Genomic DNA, 21,414 nt, shown 5'->3' on the forward strand with positions numbered 1-21,414 from the left:
ACGCAGGGGACAGAAGGTTTCGGGTGAGGTTGCCCCCACCCGTTTCGGGTATTACTGGAACAGCCTTACGTTAATGGCGTGACGCAGCAGTAACGCCTTGTCATGTGCCGGATTGAGTTGCAGAAGCTCATCAAGATCGCGCTGGCAAGCAGAACTATTTCCCAGCCCCAGATGCCCAAGCGCATTGATAAACAGGCAGTGTTGCTGGTGTTTTGCTTGTGCTGAGGTATCCAGCACCACCAGATCGGGCAGCGATACGGCAAAGAAATCGACATCCGGGACGTTGTCGCGATGCGACTCAACCCATTGCAGGAAGCTGTTGAACAGAGCGTCCGCCTGTGCATCATCGCCAAGTTTTCTCTGCGCCATACCCTGCCAGAAGAGATAGTCCACCGGCTGGTCGTTGTAGTAACGTCCGGCATCCAGTGAGCTACCGCCACGCGTGGCACGGGAGAAATAGCGCCGGGACTCCTCGAAATGCCCCTGCTGCTGGGCGCAATAACCCAGCAAATACCAGATGTCATTATCCGTTTGCCCAGGCAGGCGCCCCTCTCCAAGGTTTTGCGGGTAGTGCAGCGCCTGTTGCAGTTGCGTGATGGCGGTTTGCGGGTCGCCCGACTGAACGGCCTCCAGTGCGCGATGCATCTGATTCAGTAGATATTGCCCGGTGGCTTTGCCTTCTCCTCCCTCCCACGGATGAAATACACGCTCACGTAAGATTGCCGCGGCCTCGTCGTAGCGCCCCAATCCATTCCACAGACTAAGCAGTTCCACCGTCAGATCGTCACGATGGAAGACAATATCTTTGCTGGCTTCCAGTCGTTGCAAACGCTGTTCAGCCGGTTGCGCCATCAGCTTTTTGAGATAGTCGAGTTCGAACAGGAAACGGGCATTTTGCGGCTCCAGTGCTACGGCCTGCGACAGATACTGCATCGCCTGCTGTGCATCGTGCTGTTTGTTCCAGGCATAGATACCCAATAAGCGATGCACTGGGGCAAAATCCGGCTCCTGCGCAAGGGTAAAGTGCCAGCAGGAGACCGCCTCGTCATAGCAGCGTTTGCTGTACCAGAAACAGCCGAGCAAATAACGGGCAAAAGCGCTCTGCTCGAGGGTTTGCAGCATCTGTACTTCATCCAGCGTATTGGGAAAACGGACGCGATTTTGCAGACACTTACGCGCTCGTTCGATAAAAGGTTGCGGATTGTCGCTCAGCGAAGCGCGCCACAGCATCGGTAGCGTTTCCTGGCTGTCGAGCAGTTCCAGCACGCCACGGGCAGCATCTTTTTGCCCCAATGCGATCAACCAGCCAGCCAGTTCACACGCGTTGGTACCGCGCCGCCCGGTAATCGAGATTAGCGCCTGTGCCGTCGCTTCATCCTGACAAATAGCCCAGCGTGCATAGTGCAGGGTGTAACTCAGCGGATAATCAATCAGCTGTTGGCGAATGTATTCCAGCGCTTGCGCATTGCGATCAAGCTTAGCCAGCGCCAGCGCTTTCAGTCCCATCGCCAGGTTATTACTGCCGTTAAAACGCAGGCTCTGCTCGACTTTTTCCAACGCGCCGGCATAGTCCTGACGTTTCATCGCCAGGCGCGCTAACGACCAGAAAGCCGCATCCCGGCAGTTGCCGCTCCAGCTCGCCTTATAATAATTATCCCAGGCGCTTTCATCGTCGCCCTGGCGTTCCTGCGCGGCGGCCAGCAGCATACTCGCCTCGCCATCACGCGGATTCTTATTGAGCTTGTGCGCCCGTTCCAGCGCCTTGCCCGCGCAATGGGCTGCTAATGCCCAGTCCGCGCGGTTTAGCGCCAGCGTCCCCAGCGCCACATTATTGCGATAATCAAGCGGGTCGACCTCCAGCGCGCGGCGGTAATAGTCTTCGGCATAGCGGCTGGCGTGGTTGTACTGCTCCAGATGCTGACCAATAAAATAGAGTTCATCGGTATTAGCAATCGCTTCTGGCTGAGCTGGCGCGCTGGCCGCCGAGGGTAGTGGTAACTCTTGCGCCATGTGCTCTTCGTACTGTAAAAGCGTGGAGCCATCGGCGCGAGTGACGGTCATCGTTACCCGGGCATGGCCATTGTCAGACACATCGGCTAACCAGCTCTGCCCCGGCTCAAGGGTGAGTGTATTCTCAAAGAACGCCTCCCCGTGTGCCGCAAGCGTAACCTGAACATCGCGTAGCGGCGCTATCGCATAAACGCCCACTGAAAGTTGGCTTCCCTCACGCACCAGCCGAAGCGCCAGTTGCGTGCTGGCGTTTTGCACCATGCCAAGTTCGCTGTAGGGCAGGAAGTTTTGCACGAAAACTTTCTCTTCGTACGGCGCAAGCCAGGTGAAATCCGGTTGGTTATCGGTAAAGACCCCGGTCATCAGTTCGATATACGGACCGTTGTCATCAGTGAGATTACGATCCCAGGCAACGCCAAAGTCGCCGTATCCCCAGGTCCACTGTTTTTTCCCCGGCGAAACATGGTGGTCCGCCACGTGCAGTAATCCACCGCGTTCGCCGTGGTGCCAGGCGCCGACAAAGTCATAATCCGATTTTTCCGCCATATAAGAGGTCGGAACGGGTACGTTTTTGTAGCGAGAGATATCCACACCCGCCGAGTAATCCACTTTGTAGTAGGTGCCAGTAGCGACAGGAAACGCTGAAACATCGCGCTTGCCGTGGTCGAATACCGCGGTTACATCCGGCGGAAACACGCTCTGATGATCGTCGCCGCCTTTCACCGCCGGATTCGCCCACCACAGGAAGTGGCGCGGCGTGGCGTTACCGTTAAACACCTTCCCGGTTATTTCGATCAGCGCGCGATCTGGATACAGTGTGAATCCGGTCATCACCTGTAAACCACGCATGGGTTCGACCTCCCCCATCCACACGGTATATTCGCCCTGCTCGCCCTGCTGTTGCGTAAAATCAACCGGCATAAAGGTGGTTGGACGATGATGCTGCGGCCAGTTGAACTCAATGCCGCCAGAGATCCATGGCCCAAGCAGGCCAACCAACGCTGGTTTCACCACTTCGTTGTAGTAGACGAAATCACGTTGCTGCACTTTGTCATACGCACGATGGATACGTCCGCCTAATTCCGGCAGCAGCATGATGCGAATGAAGTCATTCTCCATCCACACCGCCTGATAGTCGCGCATTTCACGCTTGCCGGTCAGGGTATCAATCACGCCGTAGGGATAAACCGCACCAGAGGATCCCTGATATACCCTTTTCTCCAGAAACATCGGGTTAGCGTCTTCTTCACCCACCGTCCACGTTGGGAGGGTGATCGTTTCCTGCCAGACTTTAACTGAACCGTACATGCCGCTCTCCACTCAATAAACAAAAGTAAAAATTTAACCTGAGGCTATTCTGCGGCAGTTAAGTGGCGTTAAAATGCGCAATGCTCACGCAATATAGTAAAGGAAGTTAAGTGTATGCAGCGTTCGGGATTCAATAACGCCAGGGTACGTCAAGCAAATAAACAGATCTTTTTGTCGCATCTATGGCGGGAAAAACAGCTTAGCAAGTCGCAGTTGGCGCAGCTGACCAGTCTGTCGATCCCGGCGGTCAGCAATATTCTTGAAGAGCTGATGGATGAAGGGAGAATCAGCCATTCGCGAGAGACGTTAAGCCAGCGCGGTTTGAGTAGCGGCAGTTATCATTTGCCAGAAACAGGTGCCTGGACGCTCTGCATCAACGTCACCCCCACCAGCATCACCAGCCAACTGGCGGACGCGCGTCTGGTGGCCGTCGGTGACTGGCACCATGAGGTCATTAATCCTGATACGCCAAAAGCGCTACTGGCGGCATTGGCGACACACTGGCGAGAATACCGTCGGCAATTTCCAGAGGTTACGATTAATCTGGCGCTGGGCGTGCACGGCCAGGTTGATCCGATTACCGGCGCATCAAAAACCATGCCTCAGGCTCCGTGGAAAACACCGGTGGAAATAAAATACCTGCTTGAGGAGATGCTTGGTGTGCAGGTCCGGCTGGACAATGACTGCGTGATGCTGGCGCTGGCGGAAAAGTGGCAAAATCCGGCGGCTAACGGTGATTTTTGTGTGATTAACGTTGATTACGGCATTGGCTCATCGTTTGTCATTAACGATAACATCTGGCGGGGCAGTTTGTACGGCAGCGGTCAGATTGGCCATACAATAATTGATCCGGACGGGGTTGCCTGCGACTGTGGCCGTTATGGGTGTCTGGAAACGGTGGCGTCATTAAGCGCACTGAAAAAGCAGGCTCGCGTGTGGATGAAATCGCAACCGACATCCCTGTATGATCCCCAAACGCTGACGACCGACCAGCTTATTAATGCCTGGAGGCACGGAGATGTTCGCATTCAGGCGTGGGCCGAACATGCCGCCAGCGCCATTGGCCTGAGTCTGTACAATTTTCTAAATATATTAAATATTAATCAAATCTGGCTGTATGGTCGTAGCTGCGCCTTCGGCGAGAGCTGGCTCAATACGCTGGTGCAGCAAACCGGATTTAATCCGTTCGATCATGGCGATAACCCACGAGCCCGGGCAACGCAGATCGGTTTCGGTAAGCTTAATCGCGCTCAGCAACTGATGGGCATCGGCTATCTGTATGTCGAGTCGCAGCTTAGCGAGCTGTAGTCGTTAATCCACAACGCTCACGGCTAAACGTTCATGCACCGTGGCGATAAAGTCGGTCAGCGCCGGTTTCAGCGCCCCCTTTTTCCACGCCATCAGCAGCGCAATGGTTGGAACATCGCCAACAATAGGGCGAAAAACCACCTGCCCGGTATTAAAATTATTCATATAACCGGGTATCAAAGTCACCCCCAACCCCATGCTGACCAGGTTCATGGTCACCAGAATATTGGTCGCCACCTGCACGATATTGGGCTGGCTTTTTTGCTGCTGAAACCAGTTTTTGACAATCATCGCTAACGCGCCGGAATAGGCCGGATCGGTACTGACAAAATTGACGCCGTGCAGTTGCTGTGCCGATATCGCTTTCTCATTAGCGAGTGGATGATTCACCGGTAATACCACCACCAGCGGCTCATGAATCAGCTCCAGATAATCCAGTTCCGGGCTGTAAACCGGATGACGCATTAAGCCAACGTCCAGCTCTCCGCGCAGGATCTTCTCCTCCTGCTCAGTGGTGATCAAACTGACCAGTTCAATATGCATATCCGGTTGTTTTAAACGAAACAAAGGCAGCACTTTGGGCAACAGATTTACCTCTGCGGAAGGGACAAAGCCGATGGCGAAATGGTTATCTTCCTGCACCGTTTTACGGGCGCGAACTTTGGCATTTTCCGCCTGCGCGAGGATAACCAACGCATCCTGTAAAAAACATTCACCTGCTGCCGTTAACGCAACTTTGCGCTTGTCCCGCACCAGCAAGGGAACCCCCACACAGGTCTCCAGATCGCGGATCTGACTGCTTAACGAGGGCTGAGAGGTATGCAGTTTTTCTGCCGCCCGGGTGAAATTCAGCGCCTGCGCCACCGCCACAAAATAGCGTAAGTGCCTCAGTTCCATGCCCTTCTCCTTGTTATCGAAAAAATGTCTCAACTGGTAGAAATTTACTATTTCACAGATTGATAACTAACCAGCAACATCCTTAGGGTACAAAAAAAGAAGGTCAATACATCTTAGCTTTCAGGATTAAAAAATATGACCATACCCTCAAATTTAGACATCTACCGACTGATCGACACGCAAAACGGTCGCGTAACCCCACGTATTTATACCGACCCTGAAATTTACCAACTGGAGCTGGAACGCATCTTCGGACGCTGCTGGCTGTTTCTCGCCCACGAAAGCCAAATCCCCAAACCGGGCGATTTCTTTAACACTTATATGGGCGAAGACGCCGTGGTGGTGGTGCGCCAGAAGGACGGCAGCATCAAAGCGTTTCTCAACCAGTGCCGCCACCGCGCGATGCGCGTGAGTTATGCCGACTGCGGTAACACCCGCGCCTTCACCTGCCCGTATCACGGCTGGTCATACGGCATTAACGGCGAGCTGATCGACGTGCCGCTGGAGCCGCGCGCCTACCCACAAGGGTTGTGCAAATCCCACTGGGGGCTGAACGAAGTGCCATGCGTCGAGAGCTACAAAGGGCTGATTTTCGGTAACTGGGATACCACCGCGCCGAATCTTCGCGATTATCTCGGCGACATCGCCTGGTATCTCGACGGCGTGCTGGATCGCCGTGAAGGCGGCACTGAAATCGTCGGCGGCGTACAGAAGTGGACCATCGACTGTAACTGGAAATTCCCCGCCGAACAGTTCGCCAGTGACCAGTATCACGCGTTGTTCAGCCACGCCTCTGCCGTACAGGTATTGGGCGCGAAAGACGACGGCAGCGACAAACGCCTGGGAGACGGTCAAACCGCCCGCCCGGTGTGGGAAACCGCCAAAGACGCGCTACAGTTCGGCCAGGATGGACACGGCAGCGGCTTCTTCTTTACCGAGAAACCGGACGCCAACGTCTGGGTCGACGGCGAAGTCTCCAGCTACTATCGCGATACCTATGAAGAGGCCGAGCGGCGTCTGGGTAAGGTACGCGCGCTGCGTCTCGCCGGTCACAACAATATTTTCCCCACGCTCTCCTGGCTGAACGGTACCGCCACGCTGCGCGTCTGGCATCCGCGCGGGCCGGACAAAGTCGAAGTATGGGCGTTCTGCATCGCCGATAAAGCCGCCTCTGATGACGTCAAAGCCGCTTTTGAAAACAGCGCCACCCGCGCCTTCGGCCCGGCAGGGTTCCTTGAGCAGGACGACTCGGAAAACTGGTGTGAGATTCAAAAACTGCTCAAAGGCCACCGGGCACGCAACACCAACCTGTGCCTGGAGATGGGTCTCGGCCAGGAAAAACGTCGTGAAGACGGCATTCCGGGGATCACTAACTACATCTTCTCGGAAACCGCTGCCCGCGGCATGTATCAGCGTTGGGCCGATTTATTAAGCAGCGAAAGCTGGCAGGAAGTGCAGGAAAAAACCGCCGCATACCAGCAGGAGGTGATGAAATGAGCGCGTTAGTCTCCCCTGAGCTGCATCACCGCATCAGTCAGTTCCTGTATGAAGAAGCGCGTCTGCTGGACGACTGGCAGTTCCGCGGCTGGCTGGCGCAACTGGATGACGACATACGTTACACCATGCGCACCACGGTGAATGCCCAGACGCGCGACCGCCGTAAAGGCGTACAGCCGCCGACCACCTGGATTTTCAACGACAATAAAGACCAGCTTGAACGCCGTATCGCGCGGCTGGAAACCGGCATGGCGTGGGCCGAAGAGCCACCTTCCCGCACCCGCCACATGATCAGCAACCTGCAGGTGAGCGAAACCGACCAGCCGGACGTGTTCGCCGTGCGCCTGAACTATCTGCTGTACCGCGCACAAAAAGAGCGTGACGAGACGTTCTACGTCGGCACGCGCATGGATAAGGTCCGTCGTCTGCCGGGCGACGAATGGCGCTTACTGGAGCGTGAGATCGTGCTCGATCAGGCGGTGATCACCTCCCACAACCTGAGTGTACTGTTCTGATGAGCCGCATATTTGCCTGCTCCGCCACGGAGCTGCCGGAGGGGGAAGCCCTCCGGCTGGAAACCTCTCCCGTCATCGCGCTGTTTCACGTTGGCGGTGAGTTTTATGCCATTAACGATCGCTGTAGCCACGGTAACGCCTCGATGTCGGAGGGTTATCTGGAAGACGACGCCACGGTGGAGTGCCCGCTGCACGCCGCCAGCTTCTGCCTGAAAACCGGCAAAGCGTTGTGCCTGCCCGCCACCGATCCGCTCACCACCTATGCGGTGCATGTGGAAGGCGGCGAGGTGTTTATTGATTTACCCGAGGAGGCCAGATGAGCGATTTACGCGATAACGTTGTGTTTATTACTGGCGGCGGCTCCGGGCTGGGGCTGGCGCTGGTAGAACGCTTTATTGAAGAAGGTGCTAAAGTCGCCACGCTCGAGCTGTCCGCAGCGAAGATTGCCAGCCTGCGCCAGCGCTTTGGTGAACACGTACTGGCGGTGGAAGGCAACGTGACCTGCTATGCCGACTACCAGCGCGCGGTGGATCGGCTCCTCACCACCTTCGGCAAGCTGGACTGTTTTATCGGCAACGCGGGTATATGGGATCACAACGCTTCGCTGGTCAATACGCCCGCCGAGGCGCTGGAAAGCGGCTTCCACGAGCTGTTTAACGTTAACGTGCTGGGCTATCTGCTGGGCGCCAAAGCCTGCGCCCAGGCATTAATCGCCAGCGAAGGCAGCATCATCTTTACCCTGTCTAACGCCGCATGGTATCCCGGCGGCGGCGGGCCCCTGTATACCGCCAGCAAGCACGCGGCCACCGGGTTGATTCGCCAACTGGCCTACGAACTCGCCCCCAAAGTGCGGGTGAACGGTGTCGGCCCATGCGGCATGGCGACCGATCTGCGCGGCCCGCAGGCGCTCGGTCAGAACGATACCTCGATTATGCAGTCGCTGACGCCGGAGAAAATTGCCGCCATTCTGCCGCTGCAGTTCTTCCCGGAACCGGCTGACTTCACCGGCCCGTACGTGATGCTGGCTTCACGCCGCAACAACCGTACGCTAAGCGGCGTGATGATCAATGCCGACGCCGGTCTGGGGATCCGTGGGATCCGGCACGTCGCAGCTGGTCTGGATCTGTAAGGAGTCATCATGAACGAACAGATTATTGCCATCATCGGCGGCGGCCAGGCGGGAGCGATGGCCTTTAGCGGGCCGCTGCATCTTTTCTCCAACGAAATGCATTTACCTTACGAGCGCCCACCGCTCTCGAAGGCCATGCTGCTGGACGATAACCCGCAGCTTCAGCCGGTTCTGCCCGCCAGCTGGTGGCAGGAACACAACGTGCAGTTGCATCTGGGCGTTACGCTACGCGAGATTGATCGCGCCTCGCGTACGTTAACGCTCGCCGATGGGCAAACCTACCGCTGGACTCAGCTGCTGCTGGCTACCGGGGCCGCCGCCAGACCGCTACCGCTGCTGGATGCGCTGGGCGAGCGCTGTTTTACCCTACGTCATGCGGGAGATGCCGAGCGTCTCCGGGCTGCGCTACAGCCAGGAAAATCGCTCGTGATTGTCGGCGCGGGCACCATTGGCCTGGAGCTGGCGGCCAGCGCCACCCTGCGCGGCTGCCGGGTGACGGTAGTCGAACTGGCATCAACGGTGATGGGCCGCAATGCGCCTGCGCCGGTGCGCGACTATCTGTTAGCCCGCCATCAGCAGGCCGGGGTGAGAATGCTGCTCAATAGCGCCATTGAGCACGCTGAAGCGGGAGAATTTCTCACGCTCACGCTGCAAAACGGCGAAATACTGAAGGCCGATGCGGTCGTTTACGGCATCGGCATCGTGGCGAACGATACGCAGGCCCGCGACGCGGGGCTGGAAACGGCCAATGGTATTATTGTCGATAGCGCCTGCACCACCTCCGACCCGGTCATTTTCGCCGCCGGTGATGTGGCGCTCACTCGCCAGCCGGACGGTTCGTTAAGGCGCATCGAAAGCTGGGAAAATGCCAACTGCCAGGCGCAAGTTGCCGCTGCTGCTATGCTCGGTTTACCCCTGCCAGAAGCCACGCCGGGCTGGTTCTGGACCGATCAATACAGTGATAACCTGCAATTTGTTGGTGAAATGCAGGGAGAAAGTTGGCTCGTACGTGGCGATCCTGATGCGCAGAAAGCAATATGGTTTAGTTTGCAGAATGACGTCGTTGTCGGCGCAGTGACGTTGAACCAGGGCCGGGAAATGCGCTTATTGCGGAAATGGATTCAGGCTAAGAAAAAGCCGCCAGTGGCGGCTTTAGTCGATGAAACAATCTTGCTTAAGTCACTATAACTGGCGGATGTCTCTTCGTTTATCCGGCCTACAGGTGAGTTACCTGTAGGCCGGATAAGGTCCAGCAATCAATATGACTTACGCGTAAACCGGGAAGCGCGCGCAGATATCCAGCACTTTACCTTTGATGCGCTCAATTACCGCTTCATCATTGATATTGTCCAGAACATCACACATCCAGCCAGCCAGTTCTTTCACTTCCGCTTCTTTAAAGCCGCGACGAGTGACAGCCGGGGAACCGATACGGATACCGGAAGTCACAAACGGGCTCTTCGGATCGTTCGGTACGCTGTTTTTGTTGACGGTGATGTTAGCACGACCCAGTGCAGCGTCGGCTTCTTTACCGGTCAGGTTTTTATCAACCAGATCCAGCAGGAACAGGTGGTTTTCAGTCCCACCGGAAACCACTTTGTAGCCGCGGTTCAGGAACACTTCCACCATCGCTTTGGCGTTTTTCGCAACCTGCTGCTGGTAAACTTTGAACTCTGGCTCCATCGCTTCTTTCAGCGCCACGGCTTTCGCCGCAATCACGTGCATCAGCGGGCCGCCCTGCGCGCTTGGGAACACGGCGGAGTTCAGTTTTTTGTACAGCTCTTCATCACCGCCTTTCGCCAGGATCAGGCCGCCGCGCGGACCCGCCAGGGTTTTGTGGGTGGTGGTGGTCACAACGTGAGCGTGCGGAACCGGGTTCGGGTAAACGCCGGCGGCAATCAGACCGGCAACGTGCGCCATGTCGACGAACAGGTATGCGCCGATGCTGTCAGCGATTTCACGCATTTTTGCCCAGTCAACCACGCCGGAGTAGGCAGAGAAGCCACCGATAATCATTTTCGGTTTGTGCTCTTTGGCCTGCTTAGCCATGTCTTCGTAGTCAATTTTACCGGACTCATCAATGCCGTAAGGAATGATGTTGTACAGTTTGCCGGAGAAGTTAACCGGGGAGCCGTGAGTCAGGTGGCCGCCCTGCGCCAGGTTCATACCCAGCACGGTATCGCCCGGCTGCAGCAGCGCGGTGTAGACAGCGAAGTTAGCCTGAGAGCCAGAGTGCGGCTGTACGTTAGCGTAGTCAGCGCCAAACAGCTCTTTAGCGCGATCGATAGCCAGTTGCTCAACGATATCAACGTACTCGCAACCGCCGTAGTAGCGCTTGCCCGGATAACCTTCAGCGTATTTGTTGGTCAGCTGAGAACCCTGCGCCTGCATTACACGCGGGCTGGTATAGTTTTCGGAGGCGATCAGTTCGATGTGCTCTTCCTGACGTACTTTTTCCTGCTCCATAGCCTGCCACAGTTCGGCATCATAATCGGCAATGTTCATTTCACGCTTTAACATCCGCATCTCCTGACTCAGCTAACAAGTAAATTTTGGCCTGAAAAGGCAGTCTTCCAGGACTTCGGCCAACAGTATAACCGAATCATTCTTCGATAACAGGTCTTGACAAAGGATTTTACGCAAACGATTACCTTCACGGCACACAAGGCTTTGGAGAACAAAGGTCTGCTGAATTTCAACGGATTTCTTTTCAGGTTTGTGATGCAGATTTTTCACGATGTAACCTTTACAACGCAAAGTTACAAAGAACCATTTACAATGCAGGGGTATTTTTTATAAGATGCATTTGACATACATCATTAAAGTTTCAGATAAAGGAAGACCGTATGCTTGACGCACAAACCATCGCTACAGTGAAAGCCACCATTCCCCTGCTGGTTGAAACAGGTCCGAAGCTGACCGCCCATTTCTACGATCGCATGTTTACGCATAACCCAGAGCTGAAAGAAATTTTCAACATGAGTAACCAGCGCAATGGCGACCAACGTGAAGCGCTGTTTAACGCCATTGCCGCGTATGCCAGCAACATCGACAACCTGCCAGCGCTGTTGCCAGCCGTTGAGAAAATCGCCCAGAAACATACCAGCTTCCAGATTAAACCAGAGCAGTACAACATCGTAGGAAGTCACCTGCTGGCCACGTTGGACGAAATGTTCAGCCCGGGCCAGGAAGTGCTGGATGCGTGGGGCAAAGCATACGGCGTGCTGGCGGGCGTGTTTATTAACCGTGAAGCGCAAATCTACAGCGAAAACGCCAGCAAAACCGGCGGTTGGGAAGGTACGCGTCCTTTCCGTATCGTGGCGAAAACGCCGCAAAGCCGCGCGATTACCAGCTTTGAGTTTGAACCCGTCGATGGCGGTGCAGTGGCGGAATACCATCCGGGTCAATACCTGGGCGTCTGGCTGAAGCCGGAAGGTTTCCCGCATCAGGAAATCCGTCAGTATTCGCTGACCCGTAAGCCAGATGGCAAAGGCTACCGTATTGCCGTGAAGCGCGAGGACGGTGGTCAGGTTTCAACCTGGCTACATAACCACGCTAATGTCGGTGATGTAGTTCACCTGGCCGCGCCAGCAGGGGATTTCTTTATGGACGTCGCGACCGATACGCCGGTGTCGCTGATTTCCGCAGGCGTGGGCCAAACGCCGATGCTGGCGATGCTGGATACGCTGGCGAAAGCTCATCATACGGCGCAGGTTAACTGGTTCCACGCGGCGGAAAATGGCGATGTACATGCTTTCGCCGATGAAGTAAAAGAACTCGGCAAAACGCTGCCACGCTTTAGCGCACATACCTGGTATCGTGAGCCAAACGAAGCCGATCGCGCGAAAGGTGCGTTTGATAGCATTGGTCTGATGGATCTGAACAAACTGGAAGGGGCAATCAGCGATCCGGCGATGCAGTTTTATCTGTGCGGCCCGGTCGGCTTTATGCAGTTCGCCGCGAAGCAACTGGTCGGTCTGGGCGTGAAAAACGAGAACATTCATTACGAATGCTTCGGCCCGCATAAAGTATTGTAATGTATTACGCGAGTAGGCCGGATAAGGCGTTTACGCCGACATCCGGCAATCACTCTGCCTGATGCGCTACGCTTATCAGGCCTACAAATTAACGGCGCGGCTTAGATTGCCGCGTCGTCTTCTTCACCGGTACGAATACGAATAACGCGCGCCACGTCGAAAACAAAAATCTTACCGTCACCGATTTTACCGGTCTGTGCGGTACGAATAATGGTGTCAACGCAGGTATCGACGATGTCGTCGGGAACCACAATTTCAATTTTTACCTTCGGCAGAAAATCCACCATGTATTCCGCACCACGGTATAACTCGGTATGGCCTTTCTGACGGCCAAACCCTTTCACTTCTGTCACAGTCATACCGGTAATGCCGACTTCAGCCAGCGCTTCACGGACGTCGTCCAGCTTGAAAGGTTTAATAATCGCATCAATCTTTTTCATGCTATTCCTTGAAAAGGTCGCCTGTCTTTTGATCGAATAAAGCTAACATAATCCGCAGATTTATTCTTTGAAATCGTTTGCATCCAGCTCATGGCGAGAAAGCAACTTGTAGAACTCGGTGCGATTGCGCCCCGCCATTCGCGCCGCGTGGGTCACATTGCCTTTTGTGATTTGCAATAGTTTGCGCAGGTAGTTAAGTTCAAACTGATTGCGCGCTTCAACAAAAGTCGGCAGCGCGGTGTTCTCCCCTTCCAGGGCCTGCTCCACCAGCGCATCGCTGATAACCGGCGAAGAGGTCAAGGCCACGCACTGCTCAATCACGTTGACCAACTGGCGTACGTTGCCCGGCCAACTGGCGGTCATCAAACGCTTCATGGCATCGGTCGAGAAGGCACGCACGAAGGGTTTGTGCCGTTCAGCAGACTGTCGCAGCAGGTGGTTTGCCAGCAGCGGAATATCTTCCGTTCGCTCGGCAAGCGCTGGGATCTTCAGACTAACCACGTTGAGGCGATAGTACAAATCTTCACGGAACTCGCCCCGCGCCATCGCTTTAGGCAGGTCGCGGTGGGTAGCCGATATAATGCGCACATCAATGTCTATATCGCGGTTACTGCCCAGCGGCCTGACCTTGCGTTCCTGTAAAACGCGCAGCAATTTGACCTGTAACGGCGCGGGCATATCGCCAATCTCATCAAGGAACAGCGTCCCGCCTTCCGCCGCCTGAAACAGGCCCTCGCGATTGCTTACCGCACCGGTAAAGGCGCCGCGCGCATGACCAAACAGTTCGGATTCCAGCAGCTGTTCCGGTAACGCGCCGCAGTTAATAGCAATGAATGGCTTGTGGCTGCGCGGGCTGGCGTTATGAATCGCCTGGGCAAACACCTCTTTCCCGGTTCCGCTTTGACCGTTAATCAATACGCTCACATCCGATTGCGCTACCATCCGCGCCTGTTCTAACAGACGCAGCATCAGCGGGCTGCGGGTGACGATAGACTCACGCCAGCTGTCATCAGTGGCTGGCGCAGACTGTTCCAATGCGCCATCAATCGCGTGGTATAACGCGTCTTTATCAACCGGCTTGGTGAGAAAACTGAATACCCCTTGCTGCGTCGCGGCAACGGCGTCAGGGATGGAACCGTGAGCAGTGAGGATGATAACCGGCATTCCAGGTTGTACTTTCTGAATTTCAGTAAACAGCTGCATGCCGTCCATTTCATCCATACGCAGATCGCTGATAACCAGATCCACTTTTTCGCGGTTCAGCACCCGTAACCCTTCCTGCCCACTTTCGGCGGTTACGACGCTGTAACCTTCGCTGGTCAGTCGCATACCGAGCAATTTCAACAGGCCCGGATCGTCATCCACCAGCAGCAGATGTGCGGGCTTACGGCTTATCATGGTGTGACCTCATCGGCAGATGGCGCAGTGCCATCCTCGTTATCAGGCGTGGTGAGTTTATCATTCCCGTGCGGCGCGTCAGGATTGTAGCTGCCGGCAGGTTTGCGCGTGGAAAGCTGACGTTCTATATCGGTCAGATTCTCCAGCTTACGGGTTGTGAGATCGAGCTGGGACTGCAAATGCTGCTGCTGTTGACGCAGCGTGTCCAGATCGCTGTCCGATGTTTGCTGGAGTTTACTGTAGCGCATACGCTCTTCGGCAAGCTGCAGTTGTAGCGTTTGGCTGCTGAGCCAGACCTGATACAGCGGTCTGACTTGCGGCGGAATTTGCGGACTTAATACCTCGAGGCGCGTAACAGCCTCCCGCCTTTCAGGTGGCGTAATGTTAGCGTTATCAAGCAGAATCCCGCGTCTGAAAGCCCCCTGCCAGGTATCTGGCATCATCATACTGGCTTCACTGCGCGCCTGTACCGGCATCAGGCGATTGGCGCAATCCATAGCCCGCAGCCAGTACAGTGGGTTTGTCTCTGTAGGCTGGCTCGTCAGGGACCAGATATCCGTACACTCGGTTGCAAGATAGTCCGCCAGTTGGTAAGGCGGGATTTTCTCCTGAGAGGGATCGCCAGTAACATGATTCACCGCGTTCGGCACACACCCGGCCAGCGCCAGACACGGCAGGCTCATAAGCAAGACTCGACGGAAAAAATGTCGTTTAAGCATTCGGAAAACAACGTGTGGCATACTCACCAGACTTAGGTTTATTTTAGTGATTTTTTGCAGCAGATAGGGGCAATTCTATGCGAAAACAAACGCTTTGCGCATGGTCATCAACCAGATACAGTTTGCCTCGCATACGGCGGATGCAATCTCTGGCAATGCTCAGCCCCAACCCGCTTCCTTTTACCGCCCCTTTTCGCTGATGGCTACCCTGGAAAAAAGGCTCGAAGATCATGGTCTGTTCTGCTTCTGGAATCGGTGTGCCTGTATTCGTTATATCGATGTATACCGTTGAGCCATGCAAACTGCTGCGAATCCAAATGTTACCGGATTCAGCGCCATAGTGCACCGCATTGGAATAAAGATTGTCCAGCACGCTCATCAACAGCATCGGTTCCGCCAGGCAGGTGTTCGCCTCAAGCGCTACCTCAGTATGTATCATTTTGCCGCGAGCAGGCAGGCTATGTGCAGAAACAACGCTTTCAACCAGCGGCGCGATGTCCACACTCTCAAGCTCAACCACGTCATCCGCCAGTTTGCGGTTGTAATCAAGAAGCTGCTCAATCAGCTTTTGCAGGTTACGGCTGCTGTCATCCAGAATACCGACCACCTCTTTTTGCTCCGGCGTAAGCGGTCCAACAACCTGATCGGCCAGCAACTCCGTCCCTTCACGCATGCTCGCCAGCGGCGTTTTCAGCTCATGGGAAAGATGACGTAAAAACTGATGCCGTTGCGACTCAAGCCAGGAAAGACGTTCGCTCAACCAGATAATGCGCTGACCGACAGACCTCAGCTCACGCGGCCCGGTAAATAATACGCTGTCGCCCAGCGAGCGCCCTTCCCCCAGCCGATTGATCATCCTTTCTATGCCCTTCACCGGGCCGATAATCATACGAGTGAACAGCAGTACCATCGCCAGGCTGACGAGAAACAGCACCAGCGCCTGCCAGCCGAAGAACTGCCCACGTTCAGCAATTTCCTGCTGTAGCTGCTGGCCACGAGAAAAGACCACGGTGCGCGTCGCCTGTACCATCTCGGTATTGGCATTCGCGAACGCTTCCAGCCGGGCTGCCGCTACGCTATCTGGACCGCTGTTATTGCACTGTAATTGCGCGAGGTCGTTGAGATCCTGACGTAACGCCTGATAAAGCTTGGTATCCGGCAACACGCCCGCATGCGCATCCAGCATGTCGCTATAGCGCTTACGCTGACTCTGGTAGACCTTTGCCAACGTTGAGTCATCAAGCACACAATACTGCCGGTAGCTACGCTCCATCTCCAGCGCGGCGTTGGTCATCGCCTCACTGCGTCTGGCGTCAATCAGCGTGGTGCGGTTGGTCAGCGCCGCCTGCGCGCTCAAGGCATTCAGGCTTTGCCACGCCTGCCAGGCCAGAACTAACAACGGCAGCAGAATCAGCAAGAAGGCCAACATAACCAATTGACGTAAAGATCGGGGGAAAACTGACCAGCGCTTCAAGGCGTTACTCTCAATGGACAGGAATAGCTTGATGCTAACTGAGGGGAACGCCAGATACAACAAAGCCGGGATTAACCCGGCTTTGTTGTGGAATAAGGCGGTGCCTAACTCGACGTTTCGCCCGGAGGTTGATATGAGCCATGCTAATATCAGATGTTGGACGGCAGGCACCTTGTTGTGCGTCATTCGAAGTTTATGTAGCGCTTCCCGAAGGGGCTGACATAAGAAGGTGAATGAGCCACTGGTTAATATTATGCAGCATCTGTGCCAATATTCAAAACGCTTTGTTAACACAATGATAGATATGAAGAATATCGTTGTTCATGCAAAAAATGGTTCTGCCGGTTTTTTGCACTTTCTGTCGCCAATCAGCAACAGCTGTAGCACTTAAAAACAAAACCATTATAAATCATATAATTAAATGTCTCTTTTTGACGACATCATCACCCCACCCATGTCGGGATTTCCCGACACTTTAATTTTGCGGCATAAGCACTGAGTTTATTGCCGGATGGCGGCGTAAACGCCTTATCCGGCCTACAAAGAGACAGGCAAAAAAAAAGCCCCTCGCAGGAGGGGCTTAATGGCTATCGGGCTAATTAACCGAGCTGTTTGCGCGCGTTGCGGAAAATACGCATCCACGGGCTGTCTTCGCCCCAGTTTTCCGGGTGCCAGGAGTTAGCCACGGTGCGGAACACACGTTCCGGGTGCGGCATCATAATGGTGACGCGACCATTTTCAGTGGTAACGGCAGTAATACCGTTCGGCGAACCGTTCGGGTTCGCCGGGTAGGTTTCGGTCACCTTACCGAAGTTATCAACGTAGCGCAGCGCCACCAGGCCTTTGCTCTCAAGCTGAGCCAAATGCGCGTCGTCACGCACTTCCACACGGCCTTCACCGTGAGAAACGGCAATCGGCATCATCGAACCAACCATGTCGGAGAGCAGTAAAGACGGGCTTTGCGTCACTTCGACCAGGCTGAAGCGGGCTTCAAAACGATCGGAGTGGTTACGCACAAAGCGCGGCCACAGGTCGCTTCCCGGGATCAGTTCGCGCAGGTTAGACATCATCTGACAACCGTTACACACGCCCAGCGCCAGCGTTTGCGGGCGATGGAAGAAGGTTTCAAACTCATCACGGACGCGGTTGTTGAACAGAATCGACTTCGCCCAGCCCTCCCCGGCGCCGAGCACATCACCGTAAGAGAAGCCGCCACAGGCTACCAGCGCCTGGAAATTCCCCAGACCGATACGTCCGCCCAGCAGATCGCTCATGTGCACGTCGATAGCATCGAAGCCCGCACGATGGAAAGCGGCCGCCATCTCGACGTGGGAGTTAACGCCCTGCTCACGCAGTACAGCGACTTTAGGACGTGCGCCGGTAGCGATGTACGGGGCAGCAACATCTTCGTTGATATCGAACGTCAGTTTAACGTTGAGGCCAGGATCGGCGTCGTTGGTTTTAGCGTCGTGTTCCTGATCGGCGCACTCCGGGTTGTCGCGCAGACGCTGCATCTGCCAGGTGGTTTCTGCCCACCACATACGTAGGGTAGTACGGCTTTCGCTGAACACCGACTGTCCGTTAGCGGAGAGAGTGAAGCGGTCGCCTTCCACGGCTTTGCCGAGGTAGTGTACGCTGTCTGCCAGACCGTTGGCCGCCAGAATGGCTTCCACCGCGTCACGGTCAGCGGCGCGAACCTGGATCACCGCGCCCAGTTCTTCGTTAAACAGCGCTGCCAGACGATCGTCGCCCAGCGTGCTGATATCAGCCTCAATACCACAGTGCCCGGTGAAAGCCATTTCCGCCAGCGTCACCAGCAAGCCGCCGTCGGAGCGATCGTGGTAAGCCAGCAGCTTGCGCTGTGCGACCAGCGCCTGCATGGCGTCGTAGAAGCCTTTCAACTGCGCCACATCACGTACGTCGGCCGGTTTGTCGCCCAATTGGCGGTAAACCTGCGCCAGCGCGGTCGCGCCGAGTGCGTTGTGGCCCAGACCAAGGTCAATTAACAGCAGGGCATTATCTTCAGTAGAGAGCTGCGGAGTAATGGTGTGGCGCACGTCTTCCACGCGGGCAAAAGCGGTGATCACCAGTGACAACGGCGAGGTCATTTCGCGCTGTTCGTTGCCTTCCTGCCAGCGGGTCTTCATCGACATGGAGTCTTTACCCACCGGAATGGTCAGGCCAAGCGCCGGACATAATTCTTCCCCGACGGCTTTTACCGCTTCGTATAACCCGGCATCTTCACCCGGGTGACCCGCAGCCGCCATCCAGTTTGCGGAGAGTTTAATGCGTTTGATGTCGCCAATCTGTGTTGCCGCAATGTTAGTCAGCGCTTCACCTACCGCCAGACGGGCAGAAGCGGCGAAGTCCAGCAGAGCGACTGGCGCACGTTCGCCGATAGACATCGCTTCACCATAGTAGCTATCAAGACTGGCGGTGGTCACCGCACAGTTAGCCACCGGGATCTGCCACGGCCCGACCATCTGGTCACGCGCCACCATACCGGTAACGGTACGGTCGCCGATGGTTACGAGGAAGGTTTTTTCCGCGACGGTCGGCAGATGCAGTACGCGGTTCACCGCATCGGCAATCGAGATTTCGCCACGATTCAGGGCATCACCCTTCGCTTTCAGCGTCTGCACGTCGCGGGTCATCTTCGGCGTTTTGCCCAGCAACACGTCCAGCGGCATATCGATCGGCTGGTTGTCGAAGTGGCTGTCGCTCAGGGTCAGATGCTGCTCTTCGGTGGCTTCGCCAATCACCGCGTACGGCGCGCGCTCACGCTTACACAGCTCGTCAAACAACGGCAACTGGTCAGCGGCCACCGCCAGCACGTAACGTTCCTGAGATTCGTTACACCAGATTTCCAGCGGGCTCATACCCGGCTCGTCGCTCAGGATATCGCGCAACTGGAATTTACCGCCGCGACCGCCATCGCTTACCAGCTCCGGCATGGCGTTGGACAGACCGCCCGCGCCGACGTCGTGAATAAACAGAATCGGGTTGGCATCGCCCATCTGCCAGCAGCGGTCGATAACTTCCTGACAGCGGCGTTCCATTTCCGGGTTATCGCGTTGTACGGAGGCGAAGTCGAGATCGGCATCAGACTGACCGGAAGCCATAGAGGATGCAGCGCCACCGCCGAGGCCGATGTTCATCGCCGGACCGCCGAGGACAATCAGCTTCGCGCCGACGACGATCTCGCCTTTCTGCACGTGATCGGCGCGGATGTTGCCGATCCCGCCCGCCAGCATGATCGGCTTGTGGTAGCCGCGCAGCTCTTCACCGTTGTGGCTGTTAACCTTCTCTTCGTAAGTTCGGAAGTAGCCGGTCAGCGCCGGGCGACCAAATTCATTATTAAACGCCGCGCCGCCTAATGGCCCTTCGGTCATGATATCCAGCGCGGTAACGATACGGTCCGGCTTACCAAAGTCTTCTTCCCATGGCTGTTCAAAGCCCGGAATACGCAGGTTGGAAACGGAGAAGCCCACCAGCCCGGCTTTCGGCTTCGCGCCGCGCCCGGTGGCGCCTTCATCACGAATTTCACCGCCGGATCCGGTTGCCGCCCCCGGCCACGGAGAGATGGCGGTCGGGTGGTTGTGAGTTTCTACCTTCATCAGGATATGGGCTGGCTCCTGATGGAAATCGTAGCGACCGGTTTTGTGGTCGGCAAAGTAGCGCCCCACGTCAGAACCTTCCATCACCGCGGCGTTGTCTTTATAGGCGGACAGCACGTGGTCCGGCGTGGTTTCAAAGGTATTTTTGATCATCTTAAACAGCGACTTCGGCTGCTGTTTACCGTCGATAACCCAGTCGGCGTTAAAAATCTTGTGGCGACAGTGCTCAGAGTTGGCCTGCGCGAACATGTACAGTTCGATGTCGTTCGGGTTGCGCCCCAGTTTGCTGAACGCGTCCTGCAGATAGTCGATTTCATCCTCCGCCAATGCCAGGCCGAGACGCACGTTGGCGTCAATCAGCGCCTGACGGCCCTCACCCAGCAGATCGACGCTGGAGACCGGCGCAGGCTGGTGATGCGCAAAGAGTTTTTCGGCATCGTTTAGCGCAGAGAAAACCGTTTCCATCATGCGGTCGTGCAGTACGTCGGCAACCTCCTGCCACTGCTCCGCAGTCAGCGTAGACGCTTCGACATAGTAAGCAACGCCACGTTCCAGACGGCTAATCTGTTGTAGGCCGCAATTGTGGGCAATATCAGTCGCTTTAGAAGACCACGGGGAGATGGTGCCCGGACGAGGGGTGACCAGCAGTAATTTGCCCTCAGGAGCGTGGCTGTGAAGAGCAGGACCATATTTCAGCAGGCGTGCAAGCTGCACGTGCTCATCTTTATTCAACGGTGCGTTCAGATCGGCAAAATGGACGTACTCGGCGTAAATATTGTGGACCTGGAGGTTGGCAGCCTGAAAACGTGCCAGCAGTTTGTTAATACGGAATGCAGACAGTGCAGGTGAACCACGCAGAATTTCCATCATAAGTCTCTCGTCTTCTAAGCTTTCGGTGTGCCCAAGTGGGGGAAACGGGCGGTATTATAAAGAATCTACCGCGTCGACGAAACCGTTTGCGTCGAAATAAAATCGCGGCCTCGTCTTATCATCAAATGCGGTCTGCTTTCTGAATAAGTTGCCAACTGACGCAAGTTTAAGCAAAATGCCGCTCATTAATGACGA

15 protein-coding genes are annotated in these 21,414 nt (G+C 55.6%); 7 read left to right on the top strand and 8 right to left on the bottom strand.

The window, feature by feature from the left end:
- Nucleotides 1-51 precede the first annotated feature (51 nt).
- Nucleotides 52-3,318, bottom strand: a complete 3,267-nt coding sequence (locus tag FDW97_RS09450) for a DUF5107 domain-containing protein (protein WP_137350951.1) — start codon at nt 3,316-3,318, stop codon at nt 52-54.
- 114 nt (nt 3,319-3,432) lie between these two features.
- On the opposite strand from FDW97_RS09450, the gene FDW97_RS09455 reads away from it, so the two are divergent.
- Nucleotides 3,433-4,626 carry an ROK family transcriptional regulator gene (locus tag FDW97_RS09455; RefSeq protein WP_137350952.1) on the top strand — a complete coding sequence of 398 codons (1,194 nt, stop codon included), beginning with the start codon at nt 3,433-3,435 and terminating at the stop codon, nt 4,624-4,626.
- Nucleotides 4,627-4,629: 3 nt separating this feature from the next.
- On the opposite strand, the gene hcaR is transcribed toward FDW97_RS09455, so the two are convergent.
- Nucleotides 4,630-5,523: a DNA-binding transcriptional regulator HcaR gene (hcaR, locus tag FDW97_RS09460; RefSeq protein ID WP_137350953.1), complete on the bottom strand. Its 894-nt coding sequence runs from the start codon at nt 5,521-5,523 to the stop codon at nt 4,630-4,632.
- A 135-nt stretch (nt 5,524-5,658) separates the two neighbouring features.
- Here hcaR and hcaE point away from each other — a divergent pair, with 135 nt between their 5' ends.
- Genes hcaE through hcaD form a run of 5 tightly spaced genes read left to right on the top strand, consistent with a single transcriptional unit; the run spans nt 5,659 to nt 9,852 of the window.
- Nucleotides 5,659-7,020, top strand: a complete 1,362-nt coding sequence (gene hcaE / locus FDW97_RS09465) for a 3-phenylpropionate/cinnamic acid dioxygenase subunit alpha (RefSeq protein ID WP_137350954.1) — start codon at nt 5,659-5,661, stop codon at nt 7,018-7,020.
- Nucleotides 7,017-7,535 carry a 3-phenylpropionate/cinnamic acid dioxygenase subunit beta gene (gene hcaF, locus FDW97_RS09470; RefSeq protein ID WP_087856403.1) on the top strand — a complete coding sequence of 173 codons (519 nt, stop codon included), beginning with the start codon at nt 7,017-7,019 and terminating at the stop codon, nt 7,533-7,535. Before hcaE ends, hcaF begins: the two co-directional genes overlap by 4 nt.
- Complete coding sequence (gene hcaC, locus FDW97_RS09475) at nt 7,535-7,855, top strand: 3-phenylpropionate/cinnamic acid dioxygenase ferredoxin subunit (RefSeq protein ID WP_038642667.1); 321 nt, start codon at nt 7,535-7,537, stop codon at nt 7,853-7,855. The genes hcaF and hcaC overlap by 1 nt, the downstream gene beginning before the upstream one ends.
- Nucleotides 7,852-8,664, top strand: coding sequence for a 3-phenylpropionate-dihydrodiol/cinnamic acid-dihydrodiol dehydrogenase (gene hcaB / locus FDW97_RS09480; RefSeq protein ID WP_137350955.1), 813 nt, complete (start codon nt 7,852-7,854; stop codon nt 8,662-8,664). The genes hcaC and hcaB overlap by 4 nt, the downstream gene beginning before the upstream one ends.
- A gap of 9 nt (nt 8,665-8,673) precedes the next feature.
- Nucleotides 8,674-9,852, top strand: coding sequence for a phenylpropionate dioxygenase ferredoxin reductase subunit (gene hcaD / locus FDW97_RS09485; protein WP_137350956.1), 1,179 nt, complete (start codon nt 8,674-8,676; stop codon nt 9,850-9,852).
- Between the two features lie 78 nt (nt 9,853-9,930).
- Here the strand turns inward: hcaD and glyA are convergent, their stop codons facing one another.
- Nucleotides 9,931-11,184, bottom strand: a complete 1,254-nt coding sequence (gene glyA / locus FDW97_RS09490; protein ID WP_032939458.1) for a serine hydroxymethyltransferase — start codon at nt 11,182-11,184, stop codon at nt 9,931-9,933.
- 326 nt (nt 11,185-11,510) lie between these two features.
- Here glyA and hmpA point away from each other — a divergent pair, with 326 nt between their 5' ends.
- Nucleotides 11,511-12,701 (top strand): NO-inducible flavohemoprotein, encoded by a 1,191-nt coding sequence (gene hmpA, locus FDW97_RS09495; RefSeq protein WP_069324438.1) that lies wholly within the window; start codon nt 11,511-11,513, stop codon nt 12,699-12,701.
- 101 nt (nt 12,702-12,802) lie between these two features.
- On the opposite strand, the gene glnB is transcribed toward hmpA, so the two are convergent.
- The 5 genes from glnB to purL all read right to left on the bottom strand — a co-directional run bounded on the left by glnB (nt 12,803) and on the right by purL (nt 21,219).
- Nucleotides 12,803-13,141, bottom strand: coding sequence for a nitrogen regulatory protein P-II (glnB, locus tag FDW97_RS09500; protein ID WP_000717694.1), 339 nt, complete (start codon nt 13,139-13,141; stop codon nt 12,803-12,805).
- A 60-nt stretch (nt 13,142-13,201) separates the two neighbouring features.
- Nucleotides 13,202-14,536, bottom strand: a complete 1,335-nt coding sequence (gene glrR, locus FDW97_RS09505) for a two-component system response regulator GlrR (protein WP_304441077.1) — start codon at nt 14,534-14,536, stop codon at nt 13,202-13,204.
- Nucleotides 14,536-15,279 carry a two-component system QseEF-associated lipoprotein QseG gene (qseG, locus tag FDW97_RS09510; protein WP_085049306.1) on the bottom strand — a complete coding sequence of 248 codons (744 nt, stop codon included), beginning with the start codon at nt 15,277-15,279 and terminating at the stop codon, nt 14,536-14,538. The genes glrR and qseG overlap by 1 nt, the downstream gene beginning before the upstream one ends.
- Before the next feature lie 22 nt (nt 15,280-15,301).
- Nucleotides 15,302-16,732, bottom strand: a complete 1,431-nt coding sequence (qseE, locus tag FDW97_RS09515) for a two component system sensor histidine kinase QseE/GlrK (protein WP_137350969.1) — start codon at nt 16,730-16,732, stop codon at nt 15,302-15,304.
- A 599-nt stretch (nt 16,733-17,331) separates the two neighbouring features.
- Nucleotides 17,332-21,219 carry a phosphoribosylformylglycinamidine synthase gene (gene purL, locus FDW97_RS09520; protein ID WP_137350957.1) on the bottom strand — a complete coding sequence of 1,296 codons (3,888 nt, stop codon included), beginning with the start codon at nt 21,217-21,219 and terminating at the stop codon, nt 17,332-17,334.
- Between the last annotated feature and the right edge of the window lie 195 nt (nt 21,220-21,414).

It is taken from the genome of Citrobacter sp. wls708 (genome assembly GCF_005281255.1).
Classification (GTDB): domain Bacteria; phylum Pseudomonadota; class Gammaproteobacteria; order Enterobacterales; family Enterobacteriaceae; genus Citrobacter; species Citrobacter werkmanii.

Bases quoted from the DNA above. Each gene is read 5' to 3' on its own strand.
- FDW97_RS09450 (WP_137350951.1), bottom strand. From the start codon at position 3,318: ATGTACGGTTCAGTTAAAGTCTGGCAGGAAACGATCACCCTCCCAACG.
- FDW97_RS09455 (WP_137350952.1), top strand. From the start codon at position 3,433: ATGCAGCGTTCGGGATTCAATAACGCCAGGGTACGTCAAGCAAATAAA.
- hcaR (WP_137350953.1), bottom strand. From the start codon at position 5,523: ATGGAACTGAGGCACTTACGCTATTTTGTGGCGGTGGCGCAGGCGCTG.
- hcaE (WP_137350954.1), top strand. From the start codon at position 5,659: ATGACCATACCCTCAAATTTAGACATCTACCGACTGATCGACACGCAA.
- hcaF (WP_087856403.1), top strand. From the start codon at position 7,017: ATGAGCGCGTTAGTCTCCCCTGAGCTGCATCACCGCATCAGTCAGTTC.
- hcaC (WP_038642667.1), top strand. From the start codon at position 7,535: ATGAGCCGCATATTTGCCTGCTCCGCCACGGAGCTGCCGGAGGGGGAA.
- hcaB (WP_137350955.1), top strand. From the start codon at position 7,852: ATGAGCGATTTACGCGATAACGTTGTGTTTATTACTGGCGGCGGCTCC.
- hcaD (WP_137350956.1), top strand. From the start codon at position 8,674: ATGAACGAACAGATTATTGCCATCATCGGCGGCGGCCAGGCGGGAGCG.
- glyA (WP_032939458.1), bottom strand. From the start codon at position 11,184: ATGTTAAAGCGTGAAATGAACATTGCCGATTATGATGCCGAACTGTGG.
- hmpA (WP_069324438.1), top strand. From the start codon at position 11,511: ATGCTTGACGCACAAACCATCGCTACAGTGAAAGCCACCATTCCCCTG.
- glnB (WP_000717694.1), bottom strand. From the start codon at position 13,141: ATGAAAAAGATTGATGCGATTATTAAACCTTTCAAGCTGGACGACGTC.
- qseG (WP_085049306.1), bottom strand. From the start codon at position 15,279: ATGCCACACGTTGTTTTCCGAATGCTTAAACGACATTTTTTCCGTCGA.
- purL (WP_137350957.1), bottom strand. From the start codon at position 21,219: ATGATGGAAATTCTGCGTGGTTCACCTGCACTGTCTGCATTCCGTATT.